Source organism: Candidatus Poriferisocius sp. (genome assembly GCF_965202595.1).
Classification (GTDB): domain Bacteria; phylum Actinomycetota; class Acidimicrobiia; order Acidimicrobiales; family Bin134; genus Poriferisocius.
Genome location: NZ_OZ241836.1, coordinates 2,368,284 through 2,391,442, shown reverse-complemented (window position 1 = coordinate 2,391,442; position 23,159 = coordinate 2,368,284). Strand labels below are relative to the sequence as shown.

Sequence of the window (23,159 nt, the reverse complement as noted above, 5' to 3'; positions counted from 1 at the left end):
ATGCTAAGCCATCACTGGTTCCAAAGTGTTTGGTGGTCGGTGGATTGGTTGCGGATCCAGTCTTGGGCTGATTGGTGGGCAAGGGCGATGTGACCCCGTCCGGTGGCGATGATGAGGCCGACTCGCAGCAGGCGGTTGCGGTAGACACCGGCGTAGCTGGTGTTGACTCCGAGTCGAGCGGCGATGTCGGCCAGCTTCGACTCGCTAGATCAGCCGGTGAGGTACTCCCCGCCAGCGTCAACCAGCCTCGGTGACGTGCCAGTTCCTCCACCGCATTGAGCGTCACCGTCTTGCCCGCACCCCGCACTCCGACCAGAAGCATCGTGTAGTCAGGGTGGGTCGGGCCGGTGGTCAGAGCGTCACCGATGCCGTCAAGCACGTCGCCGCGTCCAGCGAGGACGGGTGGTGAGATGCCGAAGCTGGGCGCAAATGGGTTGCGAGCCGTCGGGCCGCCTGGTTCCTTGACCGCCACAACCTCATCCTAGAGGATTTGCAGCCTTTAGTGTTTTTGTGAACTTTAGTGTTTTTGTGGCTTTTAGTTTTCTCCTGCAATGGAGGCAGCGTCGGGGTTGGCGTGTATCGCCATATGTAGCCATATATAGTAGCCATATATAAAGGCAAATGTAGATGTAAAAGCGTTCTGCGAGGACCCCCGCCCTGCCAGGACCAACCGAGTAACGTCTGAATCATGGCTGAAGAAGCACCTCTGCTGGCCAACGAGAGCGATCATCCCCAGGAGGTGGTCCATACCGACGGCCACCGCCGGATCGTGGCCATGGACTCGGCCCGGTACGTGGACGGCCGTAACCACCGCACCGATGTGGTGGTGCCGTCGTCGTATCTTGGGGTGCTGCCGGCTCGGTTGATGGCTCCCCACCGCCCGAGAGGGATTATCGGCCACGACGGCTGTATCGGAAAGGACGGGGCCGGTATCGCCGGGCTGTGGTTCCTGGAGGCGCTGGGCATTCCCGCGGCTGCCGCCGAGGGGATGAGCGCCGAGCTGGGCAACGGCCTCGACCTGTACGAAACCGGGGTGATCTCCCGGATCAACATCTACGCCGAGCGGTGCGGGGTCAGAGAGGGGATGGCGGTGTCGGAGGCCGCCCGGTTATTGCTCACCAATGATCCCGGCGAGGTGGACGAGGGCACCAAGATTCGCCGTGAGGTCAAGGCCACCTCGGCGGCCGGCCGCCAGATCGTGGTAACCGACTCCATCGTGTTCGCCCTACCCGAGGACTCCCGCAACGTGCTGGTCACCGCCGGGCACACCGGGCGCAGCGGGGCCGCGTTCTTGCTGGAGGTGAGCCCCCACGGTTTCATTTGCTCCGACGGGGGTCGCAGCAAGAACGACGCCGGCATTGCTGGTCTTGAGATCACCGAGACCCACGGGCTGGCCGGAGCGTGCTGCGACGCGTGGAGCGCTCCAGTGGGCGATGCCTTCAAGGCCTACGATGAGGGGATCATCAGCGCATGCAATCAGCCGGCCCGTGACCGGGGTGTGGATGTGGGTATGGCTGTCCGGGACGCGGCCGCGGCCCTGCTGGATGGCTGAGGGATTGAGAGAGATGCCCGAGCCCATACCCATCCTGATCACCGGCGGCACGGTGCTGGACGGCACCGGCACCCCGCCCCGGCCCGACACGCCGGTGCTCCTGGAGGGTGACCGGATCACGGCCGTCGGCCCAGAAACGGTTTCGTCCGCCCCCGAGGTGTCTGGGGCCGGTTCCGATGTCAGGGTCATCGATGCCACGGGATGCACGGTGATGCCCGGGCTCATTGATGCCCATGTCCATTGCACGTTCGATGATGTCCAGTCCAACGATGAGCTGTTCTTCCATCGCGACCACACCCTGGCCGCGTTGATTGCGGCCCGGAACCTTCAGAAGTTGCTGCTGGCCGGGGTGACCGGGTTCTGCGACCCCGACACCTTGTTCTCAATGGGGCCGTCGCTTCGGGATGCGATTGAGGCCGGTGTGGTGGAGGGCCCCCGCATGGCCACCGGGGTGCAGGCGCTGGTCACTGCGGTGGGTGGTACCGCCGGGCGGCTTATTCCCGACACCGGGGTGGTGGGCTATGCCCAGGTGGTCACCACCATCGATGAGATGATCCAGATAACCCGCCGCCACATCAAATATGGTGCCGACTGGATCAAGATCCACGCCACCGGATCCATCCCCCGCCACCGGGGGGAGTTGCTGGCGTGGAAGTTGGAGGAACTCAAGGCGGTGTGCGAAACCGCTCATGAGCTGGAGACCCCGGTGATGGCTCATGCCCGCTCGGCCGAAAGCACTCGGGCCTGCGCCGAGGCCGGGGTGGATCTCATCCTGCACGCCTCGTTCATGGACGACCCCGCCCTGGAGGCGGTGGTGGATGCCGGGGCCGCCCTCATGCCCACCTTCACCTTCCTGGCCAACCTGACCGACTACGGCCATCTGGTTGGGGCCGGGGCAGGGATGAAGGATGTGTTCCGGGGCGAGATCGAGGCCACCGCCAAGATGATGGCCCGGGCTCACGATGCCGGCGTTCCGCTGCTGTGCGGGTCGGAATCGGGATTCGCCCTAACCCCCTACGGCCACTGGCACGCCCGGGAGATGCAGGTGCTGGTGGAATCGGTGGGGCTGTCCCCGGTGCAGGCCATCGCCTGCGCGACCGCCAACGGAGCCATCGCGCTGCGTATGGAGGGCGAGGTGGGTGCTTTGGTGCCGGGCATGGCCGCCGATGTGCTGGTGGTGAACGGCAATCCGGCCGCCGATGTCACTGTCCTGGCCGATCGGTCCAATCTGCGCCAGGTGATCAGTCGCGGCCGGCCCGTGGATCTCGATCGCCCCTGGCCCACCCGAGCTCCTATCCCCGGTGAGAAGGTGGCCAACTGGGCCGCTCGAAGCCTCACCCGAGACTTGCTCGGATGACTGCTGTTGCCCGAACATTTTGCCCTAGCAAGTCCATCTGTTAGAGTCTCGAAATCTTGTAAGCCCAAACACCTGGAGGGGATTCCATGGGTAAGGTAATGAAGCTTCTGGCGTTGCTGTTCGCGGTAGCTCTGGTAGCCGCTGCTTGCGGCAATGACGATGACGACGGTACGGGAGCCGGAGAACCGGCCCCAACCTCTACCCCAGCCTCTACCGAGGCCCCCGACTCGGATGGGGGCATGGGTGATGGTGACGATGATCACGGTGATGGTGATGACGATGATCACGGTGATGGTGATGACGATGATCACGGTGACGATGATCACGGTGATGGTGATGACGATGATCACGGTGACGAGGTGGCCGGTTCCGACGGCATGGGTGAGTGCGCTTCGGCCACCGAGGGCGATGTTCGAGGGGTGGACAAGGAGAACGGCGTGATCACCATCGGCTCCTCCCAGCCTTTCACCGGGCGAGCTGCGGTAGCAGGTGAGGGCCTGATTGCGGGCATCATCATGGCGGTGGCCGAGGTCAACGCCAACGGCGGCATCGACGGCTGCACGTTCGAGTTGGTTTGGGAGGACGACCGCTTCGAGATCGAGCAGATGGTCACCAACGTCCGCAAGATGATCGAGCAGGACAAGGTGTGGGCGTTCGTGGGTACCGCCGGATCGCAGGCCATTCCTTCCACCTATCCCGATATCGAAGCTGCCGGCACCCCGCTGTGGGGTCCGGTCTCGCCCGCCGACCAGGACATCCAGGAGGTCTACCTCACCAACCCGACCCGCACCGAGCAGGGCCGCATCTGCATCGACTACTTCGCCGAGCAGGGGGCCAAAAAGGTTGCCGCCATCGGCCAGGACAACGAGTTGGGTGAGGAGGCGTTCAACGCCATCGACATGCAGGCACCGGTTCATGGCATGGAGATCGTGGCCAAGGAAGAGGTCGAGGTACTCTCCGACGCGGTAGCCCCTGCGGTGCTGTCGGTGATCGACTCCGGTGCCGATGCGGTGCTAACCGCGCTGGACGGCACGCAGAACGGCTTGGTGCTCGACCAGTTCCATGAGGCCGGTTTCGATCCGCTGGTGTGCTCCGATGCCGGTTCCTCCGGTTCTGGGGGCCAGACAACTGTTGGTCTGGCCGTCCCGGAGGCTGCCGACGGTTACTTGGGTGCCCTCCAGGTGGCTCTGCCCGACTCCGAGGATGAGTTCGTGCAGCACTGGGCAGAACTGTGGGAGGCTTACGATGGTCCTGGATCCGAGAGCCTTGCCCCCAACTTCAGTCTTCAGACCTATTCCATAGCTATCGCCTTCTTCGAGCTTTTTGACCGGCTCAACGGTGACTACTCCTACGAGAACTTCCACGCCACCGCTGAGGCCTTGGTTGATGATCCCATCATGGTTCCCTCCATTCCTATAGTGGCCTGCGGGCCGCTCCCCGGTGGGCATAGCTGCGCTTCCGGTGCTGGAATTTCGGAGTACGATGCCGAAACCGAGTCCTGGGTTCAGATCAGGGACTTCCTGGCACCAGTGAGCTAATTCGCTTGCCGGCCCGGGGTTGGCAAGCGCCAATCCCGGGCTGACAATTCATAGGAGCGCCATAGGTGGACCAACTCCTCCAGCAAATTGTTGCCGGGCTGGAAACCGGCTCGAGTTACGCTCTGATCGGCTTGGCTGTTGTGGTCATCATGAAGTCAACCGACGTGCCCAACTTTGCCATGGCCGAGATGGGCCTGGTAGCAGCGTTCATGGCCTGGTTCCTGTCCGGAGATCCGGATAAGGGGGGGGTGGGGTGGCCCTTCTGGTTGGCTATCGTCCTGGCCCTGGCTTTTGCTGCGGTGTTCGGGGCTATTACTCAGTTCTTCTTGGTGCGTCCACTTACGGGACTGTCGAACCAACCTCTAGCCATATTTGCTGCACTGGGACTGGGCTATGCTAGCGTCGGTTTCATCAATGATGAGGGCCTTCCATCTTTCTTGGATTGGTTCCCGGTTACCAAGGGAGGGTTCCCTCTCGCAGTAGCAATTATACTGGCTATATTCACGGTGGTTCTCACGTATTTGATGATCCGCCATTGGGTTAAGCCACTAGCCATAGTGGATCACTTTCCACTACTATTGCTGACCATAGGGTTGAACTTTGCATTGGGTTCAGTTATCGAAAATATTTGGGGATCCACTCCAAAACGTTTTAACGCTCCCTGGTCTGGCGAGACTTTCGATCTGGGCAGTACCCGTATTGGTTGGGATCAAGTAGTAACCATAACTGTAGGTATTGCTATCGCTATCGCAATGGCTCTGTTCTTCTGGTCGAAATGGGGTGTGAGGATGCGAGCTATTGCCGAAGACGGGCCAACCGCTCGCTTGCTGGGCATCAACGCCGGGATGGTGTCGCTAATTGCCTGGGCAATCGGAACTTTGGTAGCTGGAGCAGCCATGATCCTCAACACCAGCTCTACGGTGCTGGAGTTGGGTAGTGCCGAGGGGTTGATCCTCAAGGGGTTTATTGCCGCAGTGTTGGGTGGGTTCACTTCCCTTGGTGGAACCTTCATCGGAGGGCTGCTTATTGGTGTGGGTGAAGCTCTGGCCGGGGGGCAGATCAGCACCAGCTTGCAGCCAACCATCGCTTTGCTAGTGGTGGTAGTCGTGTTGCTGGTTGCTCCTGGTGGGTTCAGTCGTTCGGCTCGAACGCGCGAGGTGTAAAGTCATGGCCGACCACGTGGATACTCCGCTTTATCCACCTAGAAGCACGCTCCGCCGGGTTGTGCCCGAATGGGTCACCACTGCTGCGGTGTTTGGCTTTCTAGCGGGCCTGCCATGGATGGGATGGGCTCTGAGTTGGACCGAAATCTTTGATAGCAGCAACAATTATGGGCGAGGTAACCTGGCTTTTGTTTTTGCTTTTGCAGTTGCGGCAGTGGGATTCAACCTTCTGGTAGGCTACTCCGGGACACTGGGTCTAGCAGTAGCCGGCCTGTTCGCTCTGGGAGCTTACGGAACGGCAGTGCTTTCAGCGCCAAGCGGTGCTCGCGAAGCATTGGCAGGATACGACTGGCCATTCTTTCTTGCATTGCCGGTTGTCTGTATTGCTGCGGCAATTATCGGTGTTGTTGTGGGTTTCCCTGCCGCTCGATTGAAAGGGTTCTTTCTGGCAATTGCCACCTTGGCCCTGGGTGAGTTGATTATTACAATCATCCGACTTGACGAAAAAGTTTGGGCTGGACTCAAGACAAACGGAGGAACTGGCAAGCAGGTTCCACAATTCCGTGTCCCTGGCCTGGATCGTGCTCTCAGTTATTACATGCTGTCGCTAGGTGCACTGCTCATAATAATGGTGGCCTATATAGTACTAACTCGCCGCCGGCTCGGTCGCACTCTAAAAGCGGTACGAGACATAGATATTGCCACCGGACCGCTGGGTATATCATCCACCTACTACAAGCTGCTGGCTTTCGGGCTATCAGCTTTTGCCGCGGCGCTGGCAGGGGCCATGTGGGCGCAGAACAGTTCCTTTGCCAACCCTTCAGCCTTCCGCACCCGGATGCTGGTATTCTTGCTGGTGGTGTTGATCGTAGGTGGGTTGAGCCACAAGTGGGGGCCGTTGATCGGTGCGGTGTTCTTTATTTTCTTGCGTCAGAAGCTCCAAGGCACCGAAAAGCTGCTCTTTCTGATTCTGGGTATAACCCTCATCCTGGCTGTGCTCATACTGCCCAGTGGCATTGCCGCACTCCCCAAGCGTATTAGTGACAGTCGCTGGGCAAAGGATCTCCAGCGAAGATTCGAGATGTTTACCGGTTGAATATCATGAGCCTTGTCGACACAATCCCTGTAGATTCCAGTAATGGCGGAGGTGCGGCTTCGCTGACCGTCGATGACCTCCATGTGGCTTTCGGGGGCAACCGGGTATTGTTGGGGGTGGATTTGCAGTTCACCCCGGGTTTCAACGGCCTCATCGGACCCAACGGTGCCGGCAAGACCACGGTGTTCAACGTGATTTCCGGCTACGTTCGGCGCAGCCAGGGCAGCGTGCGCCTGCATGGTCAGGATTTGCTGTCGATGTCGCGTACCCGGAGGGTGAAGGCGGGCATCGGCCGCACCTTCCAAGCCCCCCGCCTCATCCTGGATGCCACCGTCATGGAGAACACCCTGTTGGGTCGCCACCACCTGTTTCGCTGGGGGCACCTGGCCGAGTTGTTGTTGCTGCCCCAGCAGCGTCGTGAGGAGACCGAAGCCCGGCGCATCTGCATGGGCATGCTCGACCGGTTCGGCCTGGCCGAGGTGGCTCACGAGGAAGCCGGGGCGTTGTCGCTGGGATCGCAGAAGCTGGTTGAGGTGGCCCGCGCCCTGGTGGCCGACCCCACCGTGGTGTTGCTGGACGAGCCCGCTGCCGGGTTGGGGGCCGACGACGTGACCGTGCTTTTGCGGGGTTTGAGGGGCATCGTGGCCGAGCGTGGCTTGTGCGTGATCATCATCGAGCACGACCTGCAACTGGTGACCAGCCTCTGCCCCAGGATAAGCGTGCTGCATTTCGGCAAGATCATCTCCGAGGGCAGTCCCGAGCACGTGACCTCCGATCCGGCGGTTATCGAGGCCTACCTTGGCCATGGCTTCGAGGCCGAGGCCGGTGGTGATATCCATGAGACCCGAGGCCCGCTATCGGAGCACCACCACATCGACCATGTCGAGGAGGAAAGTTCGTTATCGGAGGTTTGGAGCGACGAAGGGGACTCGCCGGTCGATGCCGACACCGATCACGATCGGAAGGAAAGCAACGGTGCTGACACTGATCAGAAGGAAAGCAACCAAGCCGAGACTGATCAGAAGGAACAATCCTGATGCTGCTTGAGGTCAAGGATCTGGTGTCGGGGTATGGTCGCTTGGAGGTGCTGCACGGGGTTTCGCTGTCGGTGTCCCAGGGCGAGATCGTTTCGGTGCTGGGTGCCAATGGCGCGGGCAAAACCACGTTGTTGCGGGCGATCTCGGGGGTACTGGACACCTGGTCGGGTTCGGTGGTGCTGAAGGGCGAGAATCTGGGTGGTTTGGCCATCGAACGGCGGGCCATGCGGGGGCTGGGTCACCTGCCCGAGGGGCGGGGCATCTTCCAAAACCTGTCGGTGAAGGAGAACCTGGAACTCGGCTTGGGGCTTCGCTCCGACGGCGCTGCTGCCATCCGCAGGGACCGGGACCGCCTGCTCGACCTGTTGCCCGCTTTGGCCGAGAAGATCGGCGAGCAGGCCTCCTCGCTGTCGGGTGGCCAGCAGCAGATGCTGGCGCTGGCCCGGGCCATGATCACCCGGCCCACGGTGCTGATGATCGACGAGCTGTCCTTCGGTCTGGCTCCCAACCTGGTGGACCAACTGTTCGAGCTGGTGGTGGATCTGCGGGAGGAGGGCGGCACCACCTTCTTGCTGGTGGAGCAGAACGCCGGAGTGCTGGAGGTATCCGACCGCACCTACGTGCTGCGCACCGGCAACAACGACATCAGCGGGCCGTCCTCGGAGCTGCGAGCATCCCACGACCTCGTCCGTTCCTATTTGGGGCACTGAGCGTTGGTGTTGAGTCCGATCCTGCCCCTCGAAGACTTCTACCACTTCGGCATGGTGGTGCCCGACCTGGACGCGGCCATGGCCGAGTGGAGTGCCGTTCACGGCATGGATTGGGCCGGGGTTCAGCATCGGGAGTTCATGGTGCGCCAGCCCAACGGGGTGGTGCAGGCCGATTTCCGGTTCACTTACTCCATTGCCGGACCGCCCCACATCGAGTTCATCTCCGCCACCCCGGGTACGGTGTGGGATCCGTCCACCGCCGGTGGCATCCACCATCTGGGTTACTGGAGCCACGACCTGGTGGCCGATGCTCGGAGGCTGGCCGATGCCGGCTATGAGTGCCTGGCCTCCTACGACAACCCCGACCATCCCGATGGTCGCCCGCTGGGATTCACCTACCACTGGCTCCCGACCACCGGGCTCCGGGTCGAACTGGTGGACGCAGCCCGCCGGCAGGCATTCCTGGATTGGCTGGCCGGAGCAGACTTCCCCGCAGCCACCGACCCCAGCGGAATGGGCGGCTAAGGTCGTAGCCCACCCGGGTGGGAAAGCCCCGTTGACTGGCGCGACAGGAGTGTAGATCAGCGAGATCAGGCATTGGTCACGCCGAGGCTGAGGCCGCCGTCGATTGTCAGCACCGAGCCGGTGGCCCATTCGGCTCCGATGAGGTACTCGAACGCCTCGGCGATTTCGGTGACGGTGCCGATACGCCCCAGGGCGTGGGCTGGGCCCAACCCCTCGAGGCGAGCTCTGGCCTCGTCGTCGCCCATCAGCCCGGCTCGCTGGTTTATCTCGGTGAACACCGCGCCCGGTCTCACGCACCCCACCCGTACTCCTTGAGGGCCGAGTTCGGCGGCCAGCACCCCGGTAAGCGCCTCCAGCGCCCCCTTGGTGGCGGCATAGGGGGCCACCCCGGGGAACGCCCTTTGGGTATGCACCGACCCCACGAACAGCACACAACCTCGACGCTCTCGCAGATGGGGCAGCGCCGAGCCCACCAGCATCATGCCCGCAACCACGTTTGTGTGAAAAACATCCAGCAAGGCCTGCTCTTCCAGGTCTTCCACCGGGCCGCGGTACATGTTAGCGGCGTTGCTGATCAAAGCATCCAGGCCACCGCCGTGCTCCACGGCGGCTTCGATCATGGCGGTTCGGTCCTCAGCCACAGTCACGTCCCCGGCCACTGCCTGGCACCGATCGCCGCTCCGCTCCGCCACTGCCTGCACCCGCTCCGCCCGGCGACCGGTGATGGTCACCCGGGCTCCCAGGCCGGCCAGGTGCTCCGCTGCTCCCGCACCTATGCCCGATCCACCACCGGTAATCAAAATGGACATTCCGAGGATTGACTTCATCAACCGATCAAGCTATTTCATTTCAAAAGCATTGTTGGACCTTGAATGCCAGTGCCAGGGCTGAGCATCAATGTGGGTGCTGCCTTACTAGGATAAAGCTATGGCGTATCGGGTGGAGATTGATCGGGACGAGTGCATGAGCTCGGGGCGGTGCGTGGCCGACCATCCGACCGCCTTCGGCTTCGATGACGAGGAGCTGGCTGTGGTTCTACCCGAGGTCAGTGATCTGCCCGACCAGCAAATCCTGAGGGCGGCCCGCAACTGCCCCTCCCGAGCCATCAGCGTGTACGACTCCTCCGGCAACCTCCTGGAGTGACCTATCCGCAGACCCCGGCCCGCTTCGGCAACCCGACATCCCACTATGGTTGGGGCTCATGGCTGGATCGATGATCGTGACCGGGGCCGGGCGGGGGATCGGGGCTGAGATAGCCCGGCAGGCGGCTGGGGATGGTTACCGGGTGGGGGTGTTGGACATTGATACCGATGCGGCTGAGCGGGTTGCCGGAGAACTACCCGAGGCGGTGGCTCTGGAGGCCTCGACCACCGACTCGGACGTGGTGGAGGCCGTACTCGATGTTTTCGGGACTCCCGATGTGCTGGTGAACAACGCCGGCATTGTCCGCTTCAGCCCGCTGCTGGATCATTCGGAAACCGATTGGCGGGCGGTGGTGGAGGTGAACCTCACCGGCCCGTTCGTCTGTGGCCGAGCGGTGGCTCGCCGGCTGATCACCGAGGGTCGTGGGGGGACGATCGTCAACGTCTCCTCCATCAACGGCATAGCCCCCGGCCCTAACTCGGGGGCCTACAGCGCGACCAAGGCCGGGGTGATCCAACTCACCCGGCAGATGGCCATCGAATGGGGCCCGGCCGGCATCCGGGTCAACTCGGTGGCCCCCGGCATCATCGACGACGGCATGTCGGCCCCCATCCTGGCCGACCCTGAGGTCAGGGCGACCCGCTCGGCCCGCACCCCCATCCAACGCCTGGGCACCGCGGCCGATATCGCCAGAGCGGTTCTATGGCTGGGTTCCGACGATGCCGGGTATGTCTCGGGCCACAACCTGGTGGTGGACGGAGGGGTGGTATCGACCGTGCTGGCCGGGATGCCCCGCCCCCAGCACATAGACGGTGTGAGCGATGCCCGCTGACTCCCAACAGCACAACCCCATCACCCAGAAAGGCAACCTGAAATGGCAGAGATAACCCTCACCCGGTTCGATGAGGTGCGCGACGCCTACCGGCAGAAGGGCCTCAAGCAGGCGCTGTACGATGCCGCCGGTGTGATCATGGCCGACACGGTGCTCACCTTGTGGGGCGATGAGCACCGCCGTCGGCGCCGCCTGGAGAATCGGCTCTTTCGCCGGGATACCTTCGAGCACTATGAGCGTGACCTGCTGCCCGTAGCCGTTGACGAGGTGCTGGATCCGGCGGCGGCCAGTGGCCGGGGCGACGTGGTGCCCCTGGCCCGTCGCATAGTGGTGAACCTCACTGCGGCCGCGGCCGGGGTGGATCGTTCCGAGGGTACCCCTGCGGAAACCGACCGCCTGTATTCCTACGCGGTCAAGTTCAGCGAGGGGGCCACTGCGGTCCACAGCACCAGGGATCCGGCAGAGTTGAGAGCCGAGGTGGTCGAGGCGTTGGAGCGCTGGGACGAGGACTTCTTCGGACCGTCACTGGCTCGCCGCACCGGGCTGTTCGAGCGATTCGCCACCGGCGAGGTTGCCGAGGACGACCTGCCCCGGGATGTCCTCACCGTGCTGGTGCGGAATCAGGACTCCCTGGATCTGCCCCGCGACGTGATCCGTAGGGAGGTGGCCTTCTACATGCTGGCCGGGATGCACTCCACCGGGGCGGCCACCACCCACGCCGTTCACGGCGCGTTCGGATGGTTCGATCACCACCCCGACGACCGCAAGCGCATGCTTGACGATCCCGTTTTCCTTCAGCACTGCGTCCACGAGTCCATGCGCCTGCACCCGGCCAGCCCGGTTGCCCGCCGGGAGGCGGTCGAGCCGGCAACGCTGCGGGATGGCACCGAGATGAAGGTGGGTGACACCGTGGTGATGGACCTCTGGTCGGCCAATCGGGACACCGAAGTGTTCGGGGCCGATGCCGACCGGTTCAATCCCCTTCGGGACATTCGAGATGATGTCCCCCGATGGGGTCACACCTTCGGTGGTGGGCGCCACGCCTGCATCGGCATGGAACTCGACGGGGGAGTTCCCGCCGACGAGACCACCGGTGCGCCCATCCTGCTGGGCACGGTCGCGCTGATACTGCGGGGCCTGCTGGCCCGCGGTGCCCAACCCGATCCCGATGATCCCCCGCAGCAGGATCCCAACATCACCAGGGTCTGGTGGGGGCGCTACCCGGTGGTTTTCCGGTAGGCGACAGCAGGAGTGTGATTATTGCCAACGACCGCACCCAGCGGCCGCTCACCGGGGAGTTCTGGGCCGCGGTGGATCGGGGGGAGCTGGTTCGCCCGGTATGCGATCGCTGCGGCCGGAGCTTCTTCGTGCCCCAGTTCGCCTGCCCCCGGTGCCAGGCCACAAGCTGGGCCTACCAACCCAGCAGCGGCCGGGGCCGGGTGTACAGCCATACCACCGTTTACCGCCCCCCGACCCCGGAGTTCGCCACCCCCTATGTTCTGGCTGATGTGGATGTGGAGGAGGGGTGGCACCTGCTCACCTGGATCGTGGACTGCGAACCCGATCATGTTGCCATCGACATGGCGGTGAGGGTGAGGTTCATAAGCGGCCCCGACGGTCACCGCCTCCCGGCGTTCGCCCCCGACGGGGCACTTTGATGAACGTCGGGTTGGGATGAACGTCGGGTTGGGATGAACGTCGGGTTGGGATGAACGTCGGGTTGGCCTTTGCCCGCAACGGTGCCCGCCATCCCCGGGAGGTGGCGCTGTTCGGTGACCGCGAACTGACCAATCGCCAGTTGGACGAGAGAACCAACCGCATTGCCAACGCGTTGCTGGGGGCCCATCGCCTGGGCCGGGGCGACCGGGTGGCCCTGATGGTGGCCAACCGCCCGGAGGTGGTGGAGGTTATGGGTGGCATCACCAAGGCCGGTGGATGCTACGTGGGACTCAACTTTCGATTGGGCCCGGTAGAACTCGAGCAGGTGTTCGACAACGCCGACCCGGTGCTGGCCATCACCGACAGCGAGCACCGGGAGCAGCTCAGCGGGTTCGACCTGCCGATCATAGATATCGATCGCGACCTGGATCCCCTGGCCGAGGAGGGCTCGGCTGCACCGCCCGACACCCTCCACCAGGTCGGCCCCAGCGACGACTTCTGCATCGTCTACACCAGCGGCACCACCGGGCGACCCAAGGGTGTCCACTTCGACCACGCCCGGGTGCTCCAGCACGCCGCCGTGGCCTGCCTCGAGTACGAGATCGATCGCCACAGTCGCTATCTCATCCAGATTCCCCACAACTCCAGCGTGAACATCACCATTCTCCCGTGCCTGCTGGTGGGCGCGGCCCAGGGGTTCGTCGACAGTCGCCATTTCGACCCGGTGCGCTATGCCCGCCTGGTCGAGGAGCATGGGGTCAGCCACTCGTTTCTGGTCCCCACCCAGCTCATGCGCTTGCTCGATCACCTGGAACCAGCCGATGACCACCGCCTGGGGTCGCTGCTCACCCTGGGCTATGGCTCGTCGCCCATTTCTCCCGACCGGTTGGCCGAGTTGGTCGAGCGTTTCGGGCCGGTGTTCAACCAGCTCTACGGCATGGCCGAGATCGCTTCCATCGGCACCATCCTGCGCAAGGAGGACCATGTGCGAGGCCTCGAGGAGCGGCCCGAGCTGCTGTCCTCCTGCGGGCAGCCGTCTTACGCGGTGGATGTGCGGGTGGTGGATCCCGATGGTCGAGACGTGGGTGTGGGTGAGCGGGGCGAGGTGATATTCGCCGGCCCCCACGTGATGAAGGGCTATTTCCGGGATCCGGTACGCACCGCGGAATCGCTGCGGAATGGGTGGATGCACAGCGGCGATGTGGCCGAGATCGACCACGAGGGCTTCATCCACATCGTGGATCGGATGAAGAACCTGATAATCCGGGGTGGGCTGAACATTGCCCCCACCGAGATCGAGAACGTTCTCTACCGCCATCCCGCGGTGCTGGAGGCATCGGTGATCGGCGTGCCGGATGCCGAGTGGGGCGAGGCGATCGTGGCCGTGGTGGCCCTAAAGCAGGGGGCGGTGGTCGGCGACCAGGAACTGCAACGGTGGTGCCGCCAATCGGAATTGACCTCCATCAAGGTTCCCGAACGGGTGGAGTTCACCGACTCGCTGCCCAAGAACGCGGTGGGCAAGATTGCCAAACAGGAGCTGCGGGCCCGCTACTGGGGAGAGGGTCGTCGGGTATGAGCCCCGGCTGCTACTGGGGAGAGGGTCGTCGGGTATGAGCGGTTCGCATCCGCTTCATCGGGTGGCCATTGTCGGGGTGGCGGCCACCGAGATGGCCCGGCGGCTGGACACCACCTCGGCGGAGGTATCCCTCAGGGCGGCGCTGGCGGCCCTGGACGATGCCGGACTGGAGGCGACCGATGTGGACGGCGTGGCCGCTCGCTGGCCCGGACCGGGGGGAGCAGTGTTCCAGCCCGGTTCCGCCGATTGGGCCGAGGTGTTCGGCCGGCCGCTGCGGTGGGTGGGAGACACCTATCCCCAGGGGGTGCCCGGCGCGCTGGATGCCGCCGCGGCCATCGCGGCCGGGCAGTGCCGGGTGGCGGTGGTGTTCGGCGGCCAGGCCGGGGTCTTGGGTGGCGCGGCGGTGGCTGGTTACACCCGCCAATCGGCTGGACAGGAGGGCTCTGATCAGGTCTTGGGTGCCGCGGCGGTGGCTGGTTACACCCGCCCCGACAATGAGTTCGTGGCCTGCTGGGGTTCGCTGACCGCGGCCCAGTTCGCCCTGGTGGCCCAGGTTTACCGGCATCGTTTCGCCCCCGACCCCGAGCGGATGGCCGCCATTGCCGCGACCATCCGCAACGCCGGCCATGCCAATCCGGCGGCGGTGATGGCCGGGCGCGGCCCCTACACCGCCGACGACGTGCTGGCCTCCCCCCTGGTGGCCGAACCTTTCCGGTTGCTGGATCTGTGCCTGGCCACCGAGGGGGCCGCGGCCATGGTGCTCACCACCGCTGAGCGTGCCCGGGATCTCCGCCGACCCCCCGTGACCATTCTGGGCGGGGGCTCGGAATGGCACCGCCAGCAGTACGTGAACCCACCCCGCTACGACGAGGTTTGGGGTTTGGGAGCCGATGCCGCCCACCGGGCGTTCGAGGCGGCCGGGCTGGGCCCTCAGGATGTGGACGTGTTCGAGCTCTACGACATCAACACCTACGAGGTTGTGCGCCAGTTCGAGATGTTGGGGCTGTGCGCCGAGGGCGAGGGGGCCGACTACCTGGGGGAGGTGGGCATCGGTGCCGGCGGCCGTCACCCGATCAACACCGACGGCGGCCTGCTCGGCTACAGCCACATAGGATGGGGCGGCCCCACCCTGAAGATCGTCGAGGCGGTGAGGCAGTTGCGGGGGACCGCCGGTCCCGGCCAAGTTCCTGATGCCGAGGTTGCTCTGGTGACCGGGGCCGGCTCCGGTGCCCAGTATCACAATGTGATGGTTCTGGGTGGCGTTTAGGGTTGGGACACCGTGACCGAACCAAGTGAATGCCCAGTATCACAATGTGATGGTTCTGGGTCGTGCTTAGGGTTGGTCACTGGACGGTTGCCCAGCCCAGTTCTTTCTTCATGGCGATCTCGCCCCGGCGGCCGATTCTCAGCAGGCGGGGATCGTCGGAGCGGCCGTCCAGCCAGGCTCGCAGTCCCCTCATCGACGCGGTGTAGGAGCGGACTTGTTCAAAGCGAGTGGCGTAGGCCAGCCGGCTCTGATCCAGTGAATGGCCGTAGGCGGTGGTGTCCCCGATTGCGCACCACCCGGAAAAACCGCGGGTGAAGGCCACATCGCACATCGGATCGCCGGCCCAGGCCCGTTCCCAGTCCAGGATTCCTCCCAACTCTCCCGGTCCCACCCAGCTCAGGTTGGCGAACCGGAAGTCGCCGTGACACCAGACCGCCGGGTCCTTGCTGGGAGGCCGGTGGGTTCGGAGCCAGGCCAGTGCGGTCTCGAACTCGGGGTGCCGCCCGGGAGCGGCTCGCCGGTAGGCGGCCTCGGCTCGGTCCAGCTCGGCATCGTAAGCCTCGGCCACGGTCACCGGGGCGGCCAAACGGTGAAGTTTCCCCAATACCCGGGCCGTAGCGGTGATGTATCGCTCGCGATCCTCGGTCACTTCATCCAGCCGGAGCACCCGACCCGGTACCCGGGAGTGAACGCCGAAAGGCCGACCGATGGGGTTGTCGGGGTCGGGCTGTACAGCCAGCACTCGGGGTGCGGGCACAACACCGTCAACCCGGCGCAGGCTGCGGGCTTCCTCCCGGGGGTCGTAGGGGTCGAGCGTGCCTCCCGCAGGAGCCACCCGCACAATCACGCCGTCCACCGCCAGCGTCACCCACGAGTACCCCCGGCCCATACGCCGCACCCGAGGTCGGAGGCTTACCCCGTCGAACACCTCGGCAACGGCTCGCCCCACCGCCGAAGCGGTTAGATCAAAGGTGGAAATGATGGCACCGCCCGTCGAACACCTCGGCAACCGCTCGCCCCACCACCGCCGGTATCAGGTCCGCGGTTGTCCAGACCATTATTTTGGGAATTATATATTTGTGTTGACGCACCCATTCTGAAATGGGGTTTTGTAAGTTGGAACATGGACATAAGCGGCTCTTCGCGTTTGAGTGGGGAGGGGGTGTTTTTGGGTGGGGTCTGTCTTTTGGGTGGGGGCCTCGCCGATTCTTGTGACTGTCACATAGTCGTGGAGTCGGGAGGTCCCTGGTGGTTGATGTTAGTTGGGTGTTGGGTTACGGTGCGTTGGGTTTGGTGGTGACCGGCCAGTGTGTGGTTGATGGCGAGGTGGTGGTGGAGGTGGAAACACCTCCAGGTCGGCGGGTTTGTTGTGAGCGGTGCGGTCACAGGGCCAGGTCCAAGGGGCGACGCAGAACCCGGTTGCGGGATGCTTGCATCCCGGGGGGTCACCGGGTGCGGGTGGTGTGGAACAAGCGTTTATGGGTTTGCGGGAACGCTGATTGTGAGACCAAGACATGGACTGAGCAGCACTGTTTGGCGAAGCCTCGCTGCCAGCTCACACGTCGGGCCGCAGCTCACGCGGTTGAGGTGTTGGCCGCGGTGGAGGGCTCGGTCGCCGGTGTGGCTCGTAGTTTGGCGGTCGGGTTGGCACACCGTTTGGTCAGCAGTTGAACCGGAACTAAAACAGCGGGCCGATGATCCCGACAGGGTGGGGGCCACCTTCGGGGTGGGATTCGATGAGACCGTGATGAACTCCGCCACCCGCCGGCGCCGGTGCCGCTACATCACCGCCGCGGTGGACACCGCGACCGGCCAGGTCATAGATGTCTTCGACGGCCGCGATGCCAATGACCTGCACAAATGGGTGAGTGCACAACCCCGGGGGTGGAGACAAAATATTCGGGTGGTGTGTTGTGATCCCCACGAGGGGTACAGAAAAGCCATTCGAGCCCTCATAGCCCAGGGCCTGTTACCAGCCGGCACACGGTTGGCCACCGATCCGTTCCACATCGTCCGGCTGGCCAACCAGGCCATCACTCGGGCCCGTCAACGCACCCAGCAACAAACCACCGGTCACCGGGGCCGCAAAGGTGACCCTCTCTACGGTATCCGCAAACTCCTACTGATGGCCGCCGAGCGGCTGGACCCCCGAGGCTGGCAACGCCTACACCAAGCCCTCAAAGCCGGTGACCCCTGCGATGAGGTCCTCGAGTGCTGGCAAGCCAAAGAACAAACCCGATCCATTTTCAAAACCACCAACCCCCAAACCGCCGCCCAACGCCTCGACGACACTATTGCCTACTGCTCCGATCCCGACGCACCCCCAGAACTACAAGCCCTCGCCGGTACCCTCAACCGCTGGCACACCGAAACCATAACCAGCGTCGCCACCGCCACCACCAACGCCCGAACCGAAGCCGCCAACGCCAAAATCAAAGACATCAAACGCAAAGCCAGAGGCTACACCAACATCGGCAACTACCGACTCCGCATCCTAGTTGCCACCGGCCACAAACCCCACCAAAATACACCCACCACAAGAATCAGAACCCACAAAACCCCGCTCAAACGCGAATAGCCACCATAGGAGCCACCAGGGTTGCCATGAGCACCGCCACCGCCTCGGCCAGTCTCGCGGTCAGAGTTTCTCCTAGAGTGCTCAATGTGGCCGTCAACGCCTCGCCAGGAGCCTCACCTCCACCGGGTGCTGGTGGTCCACGCTCGATCTCGCTCGACCCCCTCCAACGCCTCAGCCAACCCATCGCTGGGAGCCTCGGCCACAACCTCGACCAACCCAACCAACGCCTCCTGTAGCGACGGCAAACCCTCACCCGCTAAAGCGTCCCGTAACAAAGTCAAACCCTCAACCGATCCTGTCTCAGAACCAAACACCTAACCGGGCGGGGAACAACTAAATCGAATACTCCTTGAAGACCACTCAGAAGAAGGAATACCAGAAGCCCGGGCCTGAACCTCGAACTGATAAGTACCCCTCACCGTTCGAGGAAACAAAACCGAAGTACCAATCAAACCAGTTCTCGACAAACCCGAACCCAACACATCGCGAACAGCATAACTCCGAGTCCTACTATCCCCACTACGCCACTCAACCGACACATTCACCGTACCCGGCGTACTACTAGCAACACAATCAACACGATAAACAGAAGGCACCCCCAACCGCGCAGGAACAACCGTAGGCGCAGGCGTAGTAGTAGCAGTAGGCGTAGGAGTAGGGGTAGGTGTAGCAGTAGGCGTGGGGGTAGGTGTAGCAGTAGGCTGGGTGGCAGGGGTGTTAGTGGCGGGCGGGGTGCAAGTGATGCGAGTACTCTTAGAAGACCACTCAGAGCTAGGTATACCGGAAGCTCGGGCTTGGACCTGGAATTGGTAGGCACCTCTCACCGTTCGAGGAAACATAGTCGAAATACCAGTCACTCCTGTTTTAGTCAACCCCGAACTCAGCGTATCCCTAACACTAAAACTCTGAGTTCTTATATCACCGCTCACCCACTTAACATAAACATTCACCGTGCCCGGCGTGCTACTAGAAAGACAATTGACAATCAACCCAGAAGGAACCCCCAATGGCGAAGCCGTAGGAGCATTACAAGTCTTAACAGGGCTGTAAGAAGACCAACCCGACCAACCCAACCCAGACCCAGAAGAATACCCGCGAACCCTGAAACTATACCTACCGCTATCCGTCCTAATAAAAGTAGCCGTATTAGCACCGATCACAATTTTAGACAACCCATTACCAAGCGACGCATTCGATTCCACTTCATAACGCTCAGTCCTACCCGTCGAGTCAGCATCCCAACTAACAATAACACTAACAACACCAGCCCTACCCTTTATCCCACCGGCATAACACCCAACAGCCACATTAGAAGGCACCACCATCGGCCTATTATCAGGCGTAACAGTGGGAGTGGGAACATTACAAGTAACATGAGCATTACTATTATACTGAGAAGACCAATGCGACCACTTATTCAAAGGCCTAGAATACCCGGCAACCACAAACCGATAAGTACCATTCACAGTACGAGGAAACACAGCCCTAGTAACACCCTTTACTCTCTTGGTCACCCCCAAAGGACGATTAAGATCCTTCACACTGTAGTCCGTAGTTACAAACATCGGGTCAGCATCCCACTCAACAACAACATTTATAACACCAGTTCTAGGATCATTCGGATTACGACTAGGAGTGACACACTTAGCCCGCACATTAGCAGGCACAGGCACCGTCGTAATACAAGTAACACTATTAGAACTCACCCAACCCGAATACCCACTATTACCATCTCTAGTTAGAAAAGTTCTTACTTGAGCAGTATAAGCACGGCCGGGAGACACAGTAAGAGTACCAGAAGTAGCAGGAGCATCCACCGTCTCAGCAGACCCACTAACCACCTTGAACTCATAAGAAGTAGCCCTTGCAGCAGGTGTCCATGTAACACTCAAGATACGGCCACTAGTCGAACAACTAGCTCTCACATTAGAAGGCGCAGGGGCAGGATTAGGATTAGGACAAGTAGTAGCACCAGACTGGAAAGCCCAATCCGAATACTTGTAAATATCTCTATCACTAATAGTAGCCCTAATACCAGTTTGTATTTGAGGTGTGTAAGTACCGCCGGAAGCCACGGGAATAGTAGTAGAAACAGTAGAAGTACCAGGAGCTCTCACTATCTTTGGATCTTCAGGGTAACCCAAACCCACTCGATAAGATGTAGCCCCCTCAACGGCCCCCCAACTAACAGTCAAAGTACGGCCATCAGCCGAACAACTAGAAGACACACTAGAAGGAGCAGGCACAGGACAAGTAGTATTACCAGTCTGGGTAACCCAATCCGAATACTTATCAGTATTACCACTAGACTTAACACTTCTTACTTTAACCGAATAAGCATGACCAGGAGACGCAGTGAAAGTAGTAGAAGTAACATTATTTACCCTCTTATTAGGCTCAACACCCACCTTCACCTCATAAGATACGATCCCACTAGCAGCACCCCAACTAACAGCCAAAGCAACCCTCGAAGTACGACGATCAACCGAACACCTAGAAGACACCCTAGAAGGCACAGGAACAACATCAGAAGGACTCCAATTAGGCCGCCAAATCAAACACATAACCGTAAGCAAAGCAGATATAGCGACACCAGTCCAACCCGCTGTCCTCATAATTTTTATCGCTGGAGCAAACTTAGCCACCCACGCAGCCCCTTTCGAGGCTTCCATAGATGCCGCAAACGCTGCGCTGGCCCCAGCTGTCCCTACATTACTCCAACTGCCATAATGGCATAGGTAGTAATAAAACTCAGGGTATTTACTTCTTATCCTGAATAGGTTATCGCTACTTTCTGTATCCCGTGTACGGTCACGAACTGGGTATATACAGTTAGGATGATACTCATTATTTTTTACTCCTACTGTCGGGTATACAGGAAAAGGATCTCGCCCTGCTCTCTGATACTCGGCCCATACTTGGTATATTTGACTATGCATATAAGTATTGCCTCTATCATCAATCAACAATCTACCTAACTGCGCTCTCCAAGTATAATCAGTATAGCTTCCTGTTGGGCAGTCTTCATGTGGTGTATGCTTGGTAACAGTTCTTGTCACGGCGGGGACTTGAACTGTTCTAGTTCTTCCGGTTGGTCTTTGCACTCTTTTTGTTCTAGTTTCATAATTGTACGCGGGAACAATCTTAGAGCGCGCGCAGATAGGTGACCATCCACCTGTCGTTGTGTTGGTCCGGCTTTGATGTCGGGTAGTTACTCAACGACAACGACATGGTGGAGGTGTTGTGATCATGGGTGCTTTGGATCCGCGGGTGGTGGATGCTGTGTGGGCGGCGGTGGAGCCGTTTGTGCCGGTGCGGGGGGAGGTGTTCCATCCGTTGGGTTGTCACCGGCCGAGGATCCCTGACCGTGACGTGTTTGAGGGGATCTTGTTGCGATTGGTGACCGGGTGCTCTTGGGATGTGGCCGGCCGGTTGGGCAAAGGCGGTGAAACGGTGTTGCGCACCCGGTTCAACGAGTGGAACGCCCAGGGTGTGTTCGAAGGTGTCGTCACCGAAGCCATAGAGGGCTACGACCGCGTTGTGGGCATCGATTTGTCCGAAGCATCGGTGGACACCTCGACCCACAAAGCACCCTGCGGTGGGGAGGGAACGGGTAAAAGCCCTGTTGACAGGGGCAAATCCGGGTGGAAATGGTCGCTTCTGGCGCACCGTAACAGCTATCCCAGTGGGTTGGGCCGCTGGGGCCGCGAACCGTCACGACCAGCAACTGTTCGCTCCCACTTTGGCGGCCACAGCACAACGCGGTCTACACCTAGACATTGAGACCCTGCACCTAGATCGCGGCTATACCGGTGAGCCCGTCCGCCGAACCTGCTGGAGCTACGGAATCGAAGACATCGTCTGCGCTCCCAAACGAGCACCCGCCACCACCCCCCAAGAACCCAAACCCATACCCCTGGGGAAACGCTGGACCATAGAACGCACCAACTCCTGGCTATCCAACTTCGGACAACTACGCCGCAACACCGACCGCAACACCAAAGCACGCCTCGGCCAACTCGCACTCGCCATCACCCTCATCATCACCATCAAACTCACCAAACTCAACCCCGACTAACCTATCTGCGCGCGCTCTTAGTAACCTCACTATACTTAGTAACCTCACACCGCTCGGTTGCTTCGCTATACCTGGTTTCGGGGTAGGTAATGGTGACTGGGGTTGCTATTTTCCATTCCCCAGCGGCAGTAGATAGGGGAAAGAAACGGCCAGAAGGATATATATAAGCACCCCAAGAATTACCAACTCGTTGTTGTAAAGCTACCTCAACACTGTTACTCGCCGTCTTGCGGGCAACAATACGCACCGAAGTGCTACCAACGGTAACTGCGGAAGTATGCAACCATTTTCCAACCGTAGTAGTTGCCGGGAAGAAACGAGATGTAGGGTATATTGTGCTACCCCAGGAACCAGTCAGCCCAGTACCGCGTCGTTGTAAAGCTAACTCAACCTTAATACCGCTCGATGTCTTACGAGCACCAATACGAACACCAAAGTAAACATTAACAGTATAAGGCGTTCGCACAGTACAATCCTCTTCCACTGTATAAGGAACCCGATCGGTAACTTCCTTTGTATAGGGGGGAACTCTAGCCCTATATTCCTCATTACGCCACTCCAAAATGGCTTCTTCTCGAGTGGTCGCCGGAGTTACAACCTCAGTTTTAGTCTCCGGATCATGCGCGAGCGCAACATTAGGAGTAACCGAAGCCAACAACCCGGCAACAACAACAAACACCAACAGTTTCTTCACGAACACCCTCCCCCATCCCTACCCTTATAATACTCCTCAAGCTCGAACCGCTTCTTGGCATCTCTATATAAATAACAAGCATATGTCCAGTTAAATATCATAGATAAAGCCCAACCAAGTTGTTTATCTAAACCATACCAATAGTGAAAAATTCCAAACGAAAATCCAAAGAATAGCAACAACACACACCTTGATAGATTTACAAAAGTGTTTTCCGAATGTGCGAAGAAGCGATACCACAACGAGGTCGGTAACGGTTTCGGTGGAGGCGCGGTGTTGATTGGGCTTAAGCTCCCGGTCGGGGTCATCGGGGTGTTGTCCGGGTTGGGTGCGGGTGTGGGGTTCGGGGTGGTC

Annotated in this window: 23 protein-coding genes; 19 read left to right on the top strand and 4 right to left on the bottom strand. The window is 60.9% G+C overall.

Going from position 1 to position 23,159, the window contains the following annotated elements; translation table 11 throughout:
* The first annotated feature begins 74 nt into the window (after nt 1-74).
* From ACOGXC_RS10825 to ACOGXC_RS10780, 10 genes are all read left to right on the top strand, one after another.
* Nucleotides 75-254 carry a hypothetical protein gene (locus tag ACOGXC_RS10825; protein ID WP_419918203.1) on the top strand — a complete coding sequence of 60 codons (180 nt, stop codon included), beginning with the start codon at nt 75-77 and terminating at the stop codon, nt 252-254.
* On the top strand, nt 251-409 hold the full coding sequence (locus tag ACOGXC_RS10820) for a hypothetical protein (RefSeq protein WP_419918202.1): 159 nt from the start codon (nt 251-253) through the stop codon (nt 407-409). Before ACOGXC_RS10825 ends, ACOGXC_RS10820 begins: the two co-directional genes overlap by 4 nt.
* A gap of 279 nt (nt 410-688) precedes the next feature.
* Nucleotides 689-1,552, top strand: coding sequence for a hypothetical protein (locus ACOGXC_RS10815; RefSeq protein ID WP_419918201.1), 864 nt, complete (start codon nt 689-691; stop codon nt 1,550-1,552).
* 13 nt (nt 1,553-1,565) lie between these two features.
* Nucleotides 1,566-2,909: an amidohydrolase family protein gene (locus tag ACOGXC_RS10810; RefSeq protein ID WP_419918200.1), complete on the top strand. Its 1,344-nt coding sequence runs from the start codon at nt 1,566-1,568 to the stop codon at nt 2,907-2,909.
* An 86-nt stretch (nt 2,910-2,995) separates the two neighbouring features.
* Nucleotides 2,996-4,447 (top strand): ABC transporter substrate-binding protein, encoded by a 1,452-nt coding sequence (locus ACOGXC_RS10805; RefSeq protein ID WP_419918199.1) that lies wholly within the window; start codon nt 2,996-2,998, stop codon nt 4,445-4,447.
* A 65-nt stretch (nt 4,448-4,512) separates the two neighbouring features.
* Entirely contained in the window at nt 4,513-5,610 is a 1,098-nt protein-coding gene (locus ACOGXC_RS10800; RefSeq protein WP_419918198.1) for a branched-chain amino acid ABC transporter permease, read from the top strand.
* A gap of 4 nt (nt 5,611-5,614) precedes the next feature.
* Nucleotides 5,615-6,706 carry a branched-chain amino acid ABC transporter permease gene (locus ACOGXC_RS10795; protein ID WP_419918197.1) on the top strand — a complete coding sequence of 364 codons (1,092 nt, stop codon included), beginning with the start codon at nt 5,615-5,617 and terminating at the stop codon, nt 6,704-6,706.
* A gap of 5 nt (nt 6,707-6,711) precedes the next feature.
* Nucleotides 6,712-7,743, top strand: coding sequence for an ABC transporter ATP-binding protein (locus tag ACOGXC_RS10790; protein ID WP_419918196.1), 1,032 nt, complete (start codon nt 6,712-6,714; stop codon nt 7,741-7,743).
* A gap of 2 nt (nt 7,744-7,745) precedes the next feature.
* The gene (locus tag ACOGXC_RS10785) at nt 7,746-8,453 is read left to right on the top strand and encodes an ABC transporter ATP-binding protein (RefSeq protein WP_419920063.1); all 708 of its coding nucleotides are present in this window, start codon (nt 7,746-7,748) and stop codon (nt 8,451-8,453) included.
* Between the two features lie 6 nt (nt 8,454-8,459).
* A complete protein-coding gene (locus tag ACOGXC_RS10780) occupies nt 8,460-8,978 on the top strand; it encodes a VOC family protein (protein ID WP_419918195.1) in 519 nt (172 codons plus the stop codon).
* 65 nt (nt 8,979-9,043) lie between these two features.
* Here the strand turns inward: ACOGXC_RS10780 and ACOGXC_RS10775 are convergent, their stop codons facing one another.
* Nucleotides 9,044-9,805, bottom strand: coding sequence for an SDR family NAD(P)-dependent oxidoreductase (locus tag ACOGXC_RS10775; protein ID WP_419918194.1), 762 nt, complete (start codon nt 9,803-9,805; stop codon nt 9,044-9,046).
* A gap of 100 nt (nt 9,806-9,905) precedes the next feature.
* On the opposite strand from ACOGXC_RS10775, the gene ACOGXC_RS10770 reads away from it, so the two are divergent.
* The 6 genes from ACOGXC_RS10770 to ACOGXC_RS10745 are packed head-to-tail and all read left to right on the top strand — an operon-like array spanning nt 9,906 to nt 15,455.
* Nucleotides 9,906-10,121, top strand: coding sequence for a ferredoxin (locus ACOGXC_RS10770; protein ID WP_419918193.1), 216 nt, complete (start codon nt 9,906-9,908; stop codon nt 10,119-10,121).
* Nucleotides 10,122-10,179: 58 nt separating this feature from the next.
* Entirely contained in the window at nt 10,180-10,953 is a 774-nt protein-coding gene (locus ACOGXC_RS10765; protein ID WP_419918192.1) for an SDR family NAD(P)-dependent oxidoreductase, read from the top strand.
* 42 nt (nt 10,954-10,995) lie between these two features.
* Nucleotides 10,996-12,192: a cytochrome P450 gene (locus ACOGXC_RS10760; RefSeq protein ID WP_419918191.1), complete on the top strand. Its 1,197-nt coding sequence runs from the start codon at nt 10,996-10,998 to the stop codon at nt 12,190-12,192.
* 14 nt (nt 12,193-12,206) lie between these two features.
* The gene (locus tag ACOGXC_RS10755) at nt 12,207-12,611 is read left to right on the top strand and encodes a Zn-ribbon domain-containing OB-fold protein (protein ID WP_419918190.1); all 405 of its coding nucleotides are present in this window, start codon (nt 12,207-12,209) and stop codon (nt 12,609-12,611) included.
* A 50-nt stretch (nt 12,612-12,661) separates the two neighbouring features.
* On the top strand, nt 12,662-14,188 hold the full coding sequence (locus tag ACOGXC_RS10750; protein ID WP_419918189.1) for a class I adenylate-forming enzyme family protein: 1,527 nt from the start codon (nt 12,662-12,664) through the stop codon (nt 14,186-14,188).
* 34 nt (nt 14,189-14,222) lie between these two features.
* A complete protein-coding gene (locus ACOGXC_RS10745; protein WP_419918188.1) occupies nt 14,223-15,455 on the top strand; it encodes a thiolase family protein in 1,233 nt (410 codons plus the stop codon).
* Nucleotides 15,456-15,531: 76 nt separating this feature from the next.
* Here the strand turns inward: ACOGXC_RS10745 and ACOGXC_RS10740 are convergent, their stop codons facing one another.
* Nucleotides 15,532-16,404 (bottom strand): phosphotransferase family protein, encoded by an 873-nt coding sequence (locus ACOGXC_RS10740; protein ID WP_419918187.1) that lies wholly within the window; start codon nt 16,402-16,404, stop codon nt 15,532-15,534.
* A 669-nt stretch (nt 16,405-17,073) separates the two neighbouring features.
* Here ACOGXC_RS10740 and ACOGXC_RS10735 point away from each other — a divergent pair.
* On the top strand, nt 17,074-18,033 hold the full coding sequence (locus ACOGXC_RS10735; protein WP_419917649.1) for an ISL3 family transposase: 960 nt from the start codon (nt 17,074-17,076) through the stop codon (nt 18,031-18,033).
* 113 nt (nt 18,034-18,146) lie between these two features.
* Here ACOGXC_RS10735 and ACOGXC_RS10730 read toward each other — a convergent pair whose 3' ends face one another.
* Entirely contained in the window at nt 18,147-18,314 is a 168-nt protein-coding gene (locus tag ACOGXC_RS10730) for a hypothetical protein (protein WP_419918186.1), read from the bottom strand.
* Between the two features lie 2,968 nt (nt 18,315-21,282).
* Here ACOGXC_RS10730 and ACOGXC_RS10725 point away from each other — a divergent pair.
* Both ACOGXC_RS10725 and ACOGXC_RS10720 read left to right on the top strand, forming a co-directional pair.
* Complete coding sequence (locus ACOGXC_RS10725; protein WP_419918185.1) at nt 21,283-21,816, top strand: transposase; 534 nt, start codon at nt 21,283-21,285, stop codon at nt 21,814-21,816.
* On the top strand, nt 21,719-22,111 hold the full coding sequence (locus tag ACOGXC_RS10720; RefSeq protein WP_419917674.1) for a transposase: 393 nt from the start codon (nt 21,719-21,721) through the stop codon (nt 22,109-22,111). Before ACOGXC_RS10725 ends, ACOGXC_RS10720 begins: the two co-directional genes overlap by 98 nt.
* A 1-nt stretch (nt 22,112) precedes the next feature.
* Here the strand turns inward: ACOGXC_RS10720 and ACOGXC_RS10715 are convergent, their stop codons facing one another.
* Entirely contained in the window at nt 22,113-22,805 is a 693-nt protein-coding gene (locus ACOGXC_RS10715; RefSeq protein ID WP_419918184.1) for a hypothetical protein, read from the bottom strand.
* Nucleotides 22,806-23,159: the final 354 nt, after the last annotated feature.

What these genes read in the sequence shown, in the direction of transcription:
- ACOGXC_RS10815 (WP_419918201.1), top strand. Translation starts at nt 689, where the DNA reads ATGGCTGAAGAAGCACCTCTGCTGGCCAACGAGAGCGATCATCCCCAG.
- ACOGXC_RS10810 (WP_419918200.1), top strand. Translation starts at nt 1,566, where the DNA reads ATGCCCGAGCCCATACCCATCCTGATCACCGGCGGCACGGTGCTGGAC.
- ACOGXC_RS10805 (WP_419918199.1), top strand. Translation starts at nt 2,996, where the DNA reads ATGGGTAAGGTAATGAAGCTTCTGGCGTTGCTGTTCGCGGTAGCTCTG.
- ACOGXC_RS10795 (WP_419918197.1), top strand. Translation starts at nt 5,615, where the DNA reads ATGGCCGACCACGTGGATACTCCGCTTTATCCACCTAGAAGCACGCTC.
- ACOGXC_RS10790 (WP_419918196.1), top strand. Translation starts at nt 6,712, where the DNA reads ATGAGCCTTGTCGACACAATCCCTGTAGATTCCAGTAATGGCGGAGGT.
- ACOGXC_RS10775 (WP_419918194.1), bottom strand. Translation starts at nt 9,805, where the DNA reads ATGAAGTCAATCCTCGGAATGTCCATTTTGATTACCGGTGGTGGATCG.
- ACOGXC_RS10770 (WP_419918193.1), top strand. Translation starts at nt 9,906, where the DNA reads ATGGCGTATCGGGTGGAGATTGATCGGGACGAGTGCATGAGCTCGGGG.
- ACOGXC_RS10765 (WP_419918192.1), top strand. Translation starts at nt 10,180, where the DNA reads ATGGCTGGATCGATGATCGTGACCGGGGCCGGGCGGGGGATCGGGGCT.
- ACOGXC_RS10760 (WP_419918191.1), top strand. Translation starts at nt 10,996, where the DNA reads ATGGCAGAGATAACCCTCACCCGGTTCGATGAGGTGCGCGACGCCTAC.
- ACOGXC_RS10750 (WP_419918189.1), top strand. Translation starts at nt 12,662, where the DNA reads ATGAACGTCGGGTTGGCCTTTGCCCGCAACGGTGCCCGCCATCCCCGG.
- ACOGXC_RS10745 (WP_419918188.1), top strand. Translation starts at nt 14,223, where the DNA reads ATGAGCGGTTCGCATCCGCTTCATCGGGTGGCCATTGTCGGGGTGGCG.
- ACOGXC_RS10725 (WP_419918185.1), top strand. Translation starts at nt 21,283, where the DNA reads ATGGGTGCTTTGGATCCGCGGGTGGTGGATGCTGTGTGGGCGGCGGTG.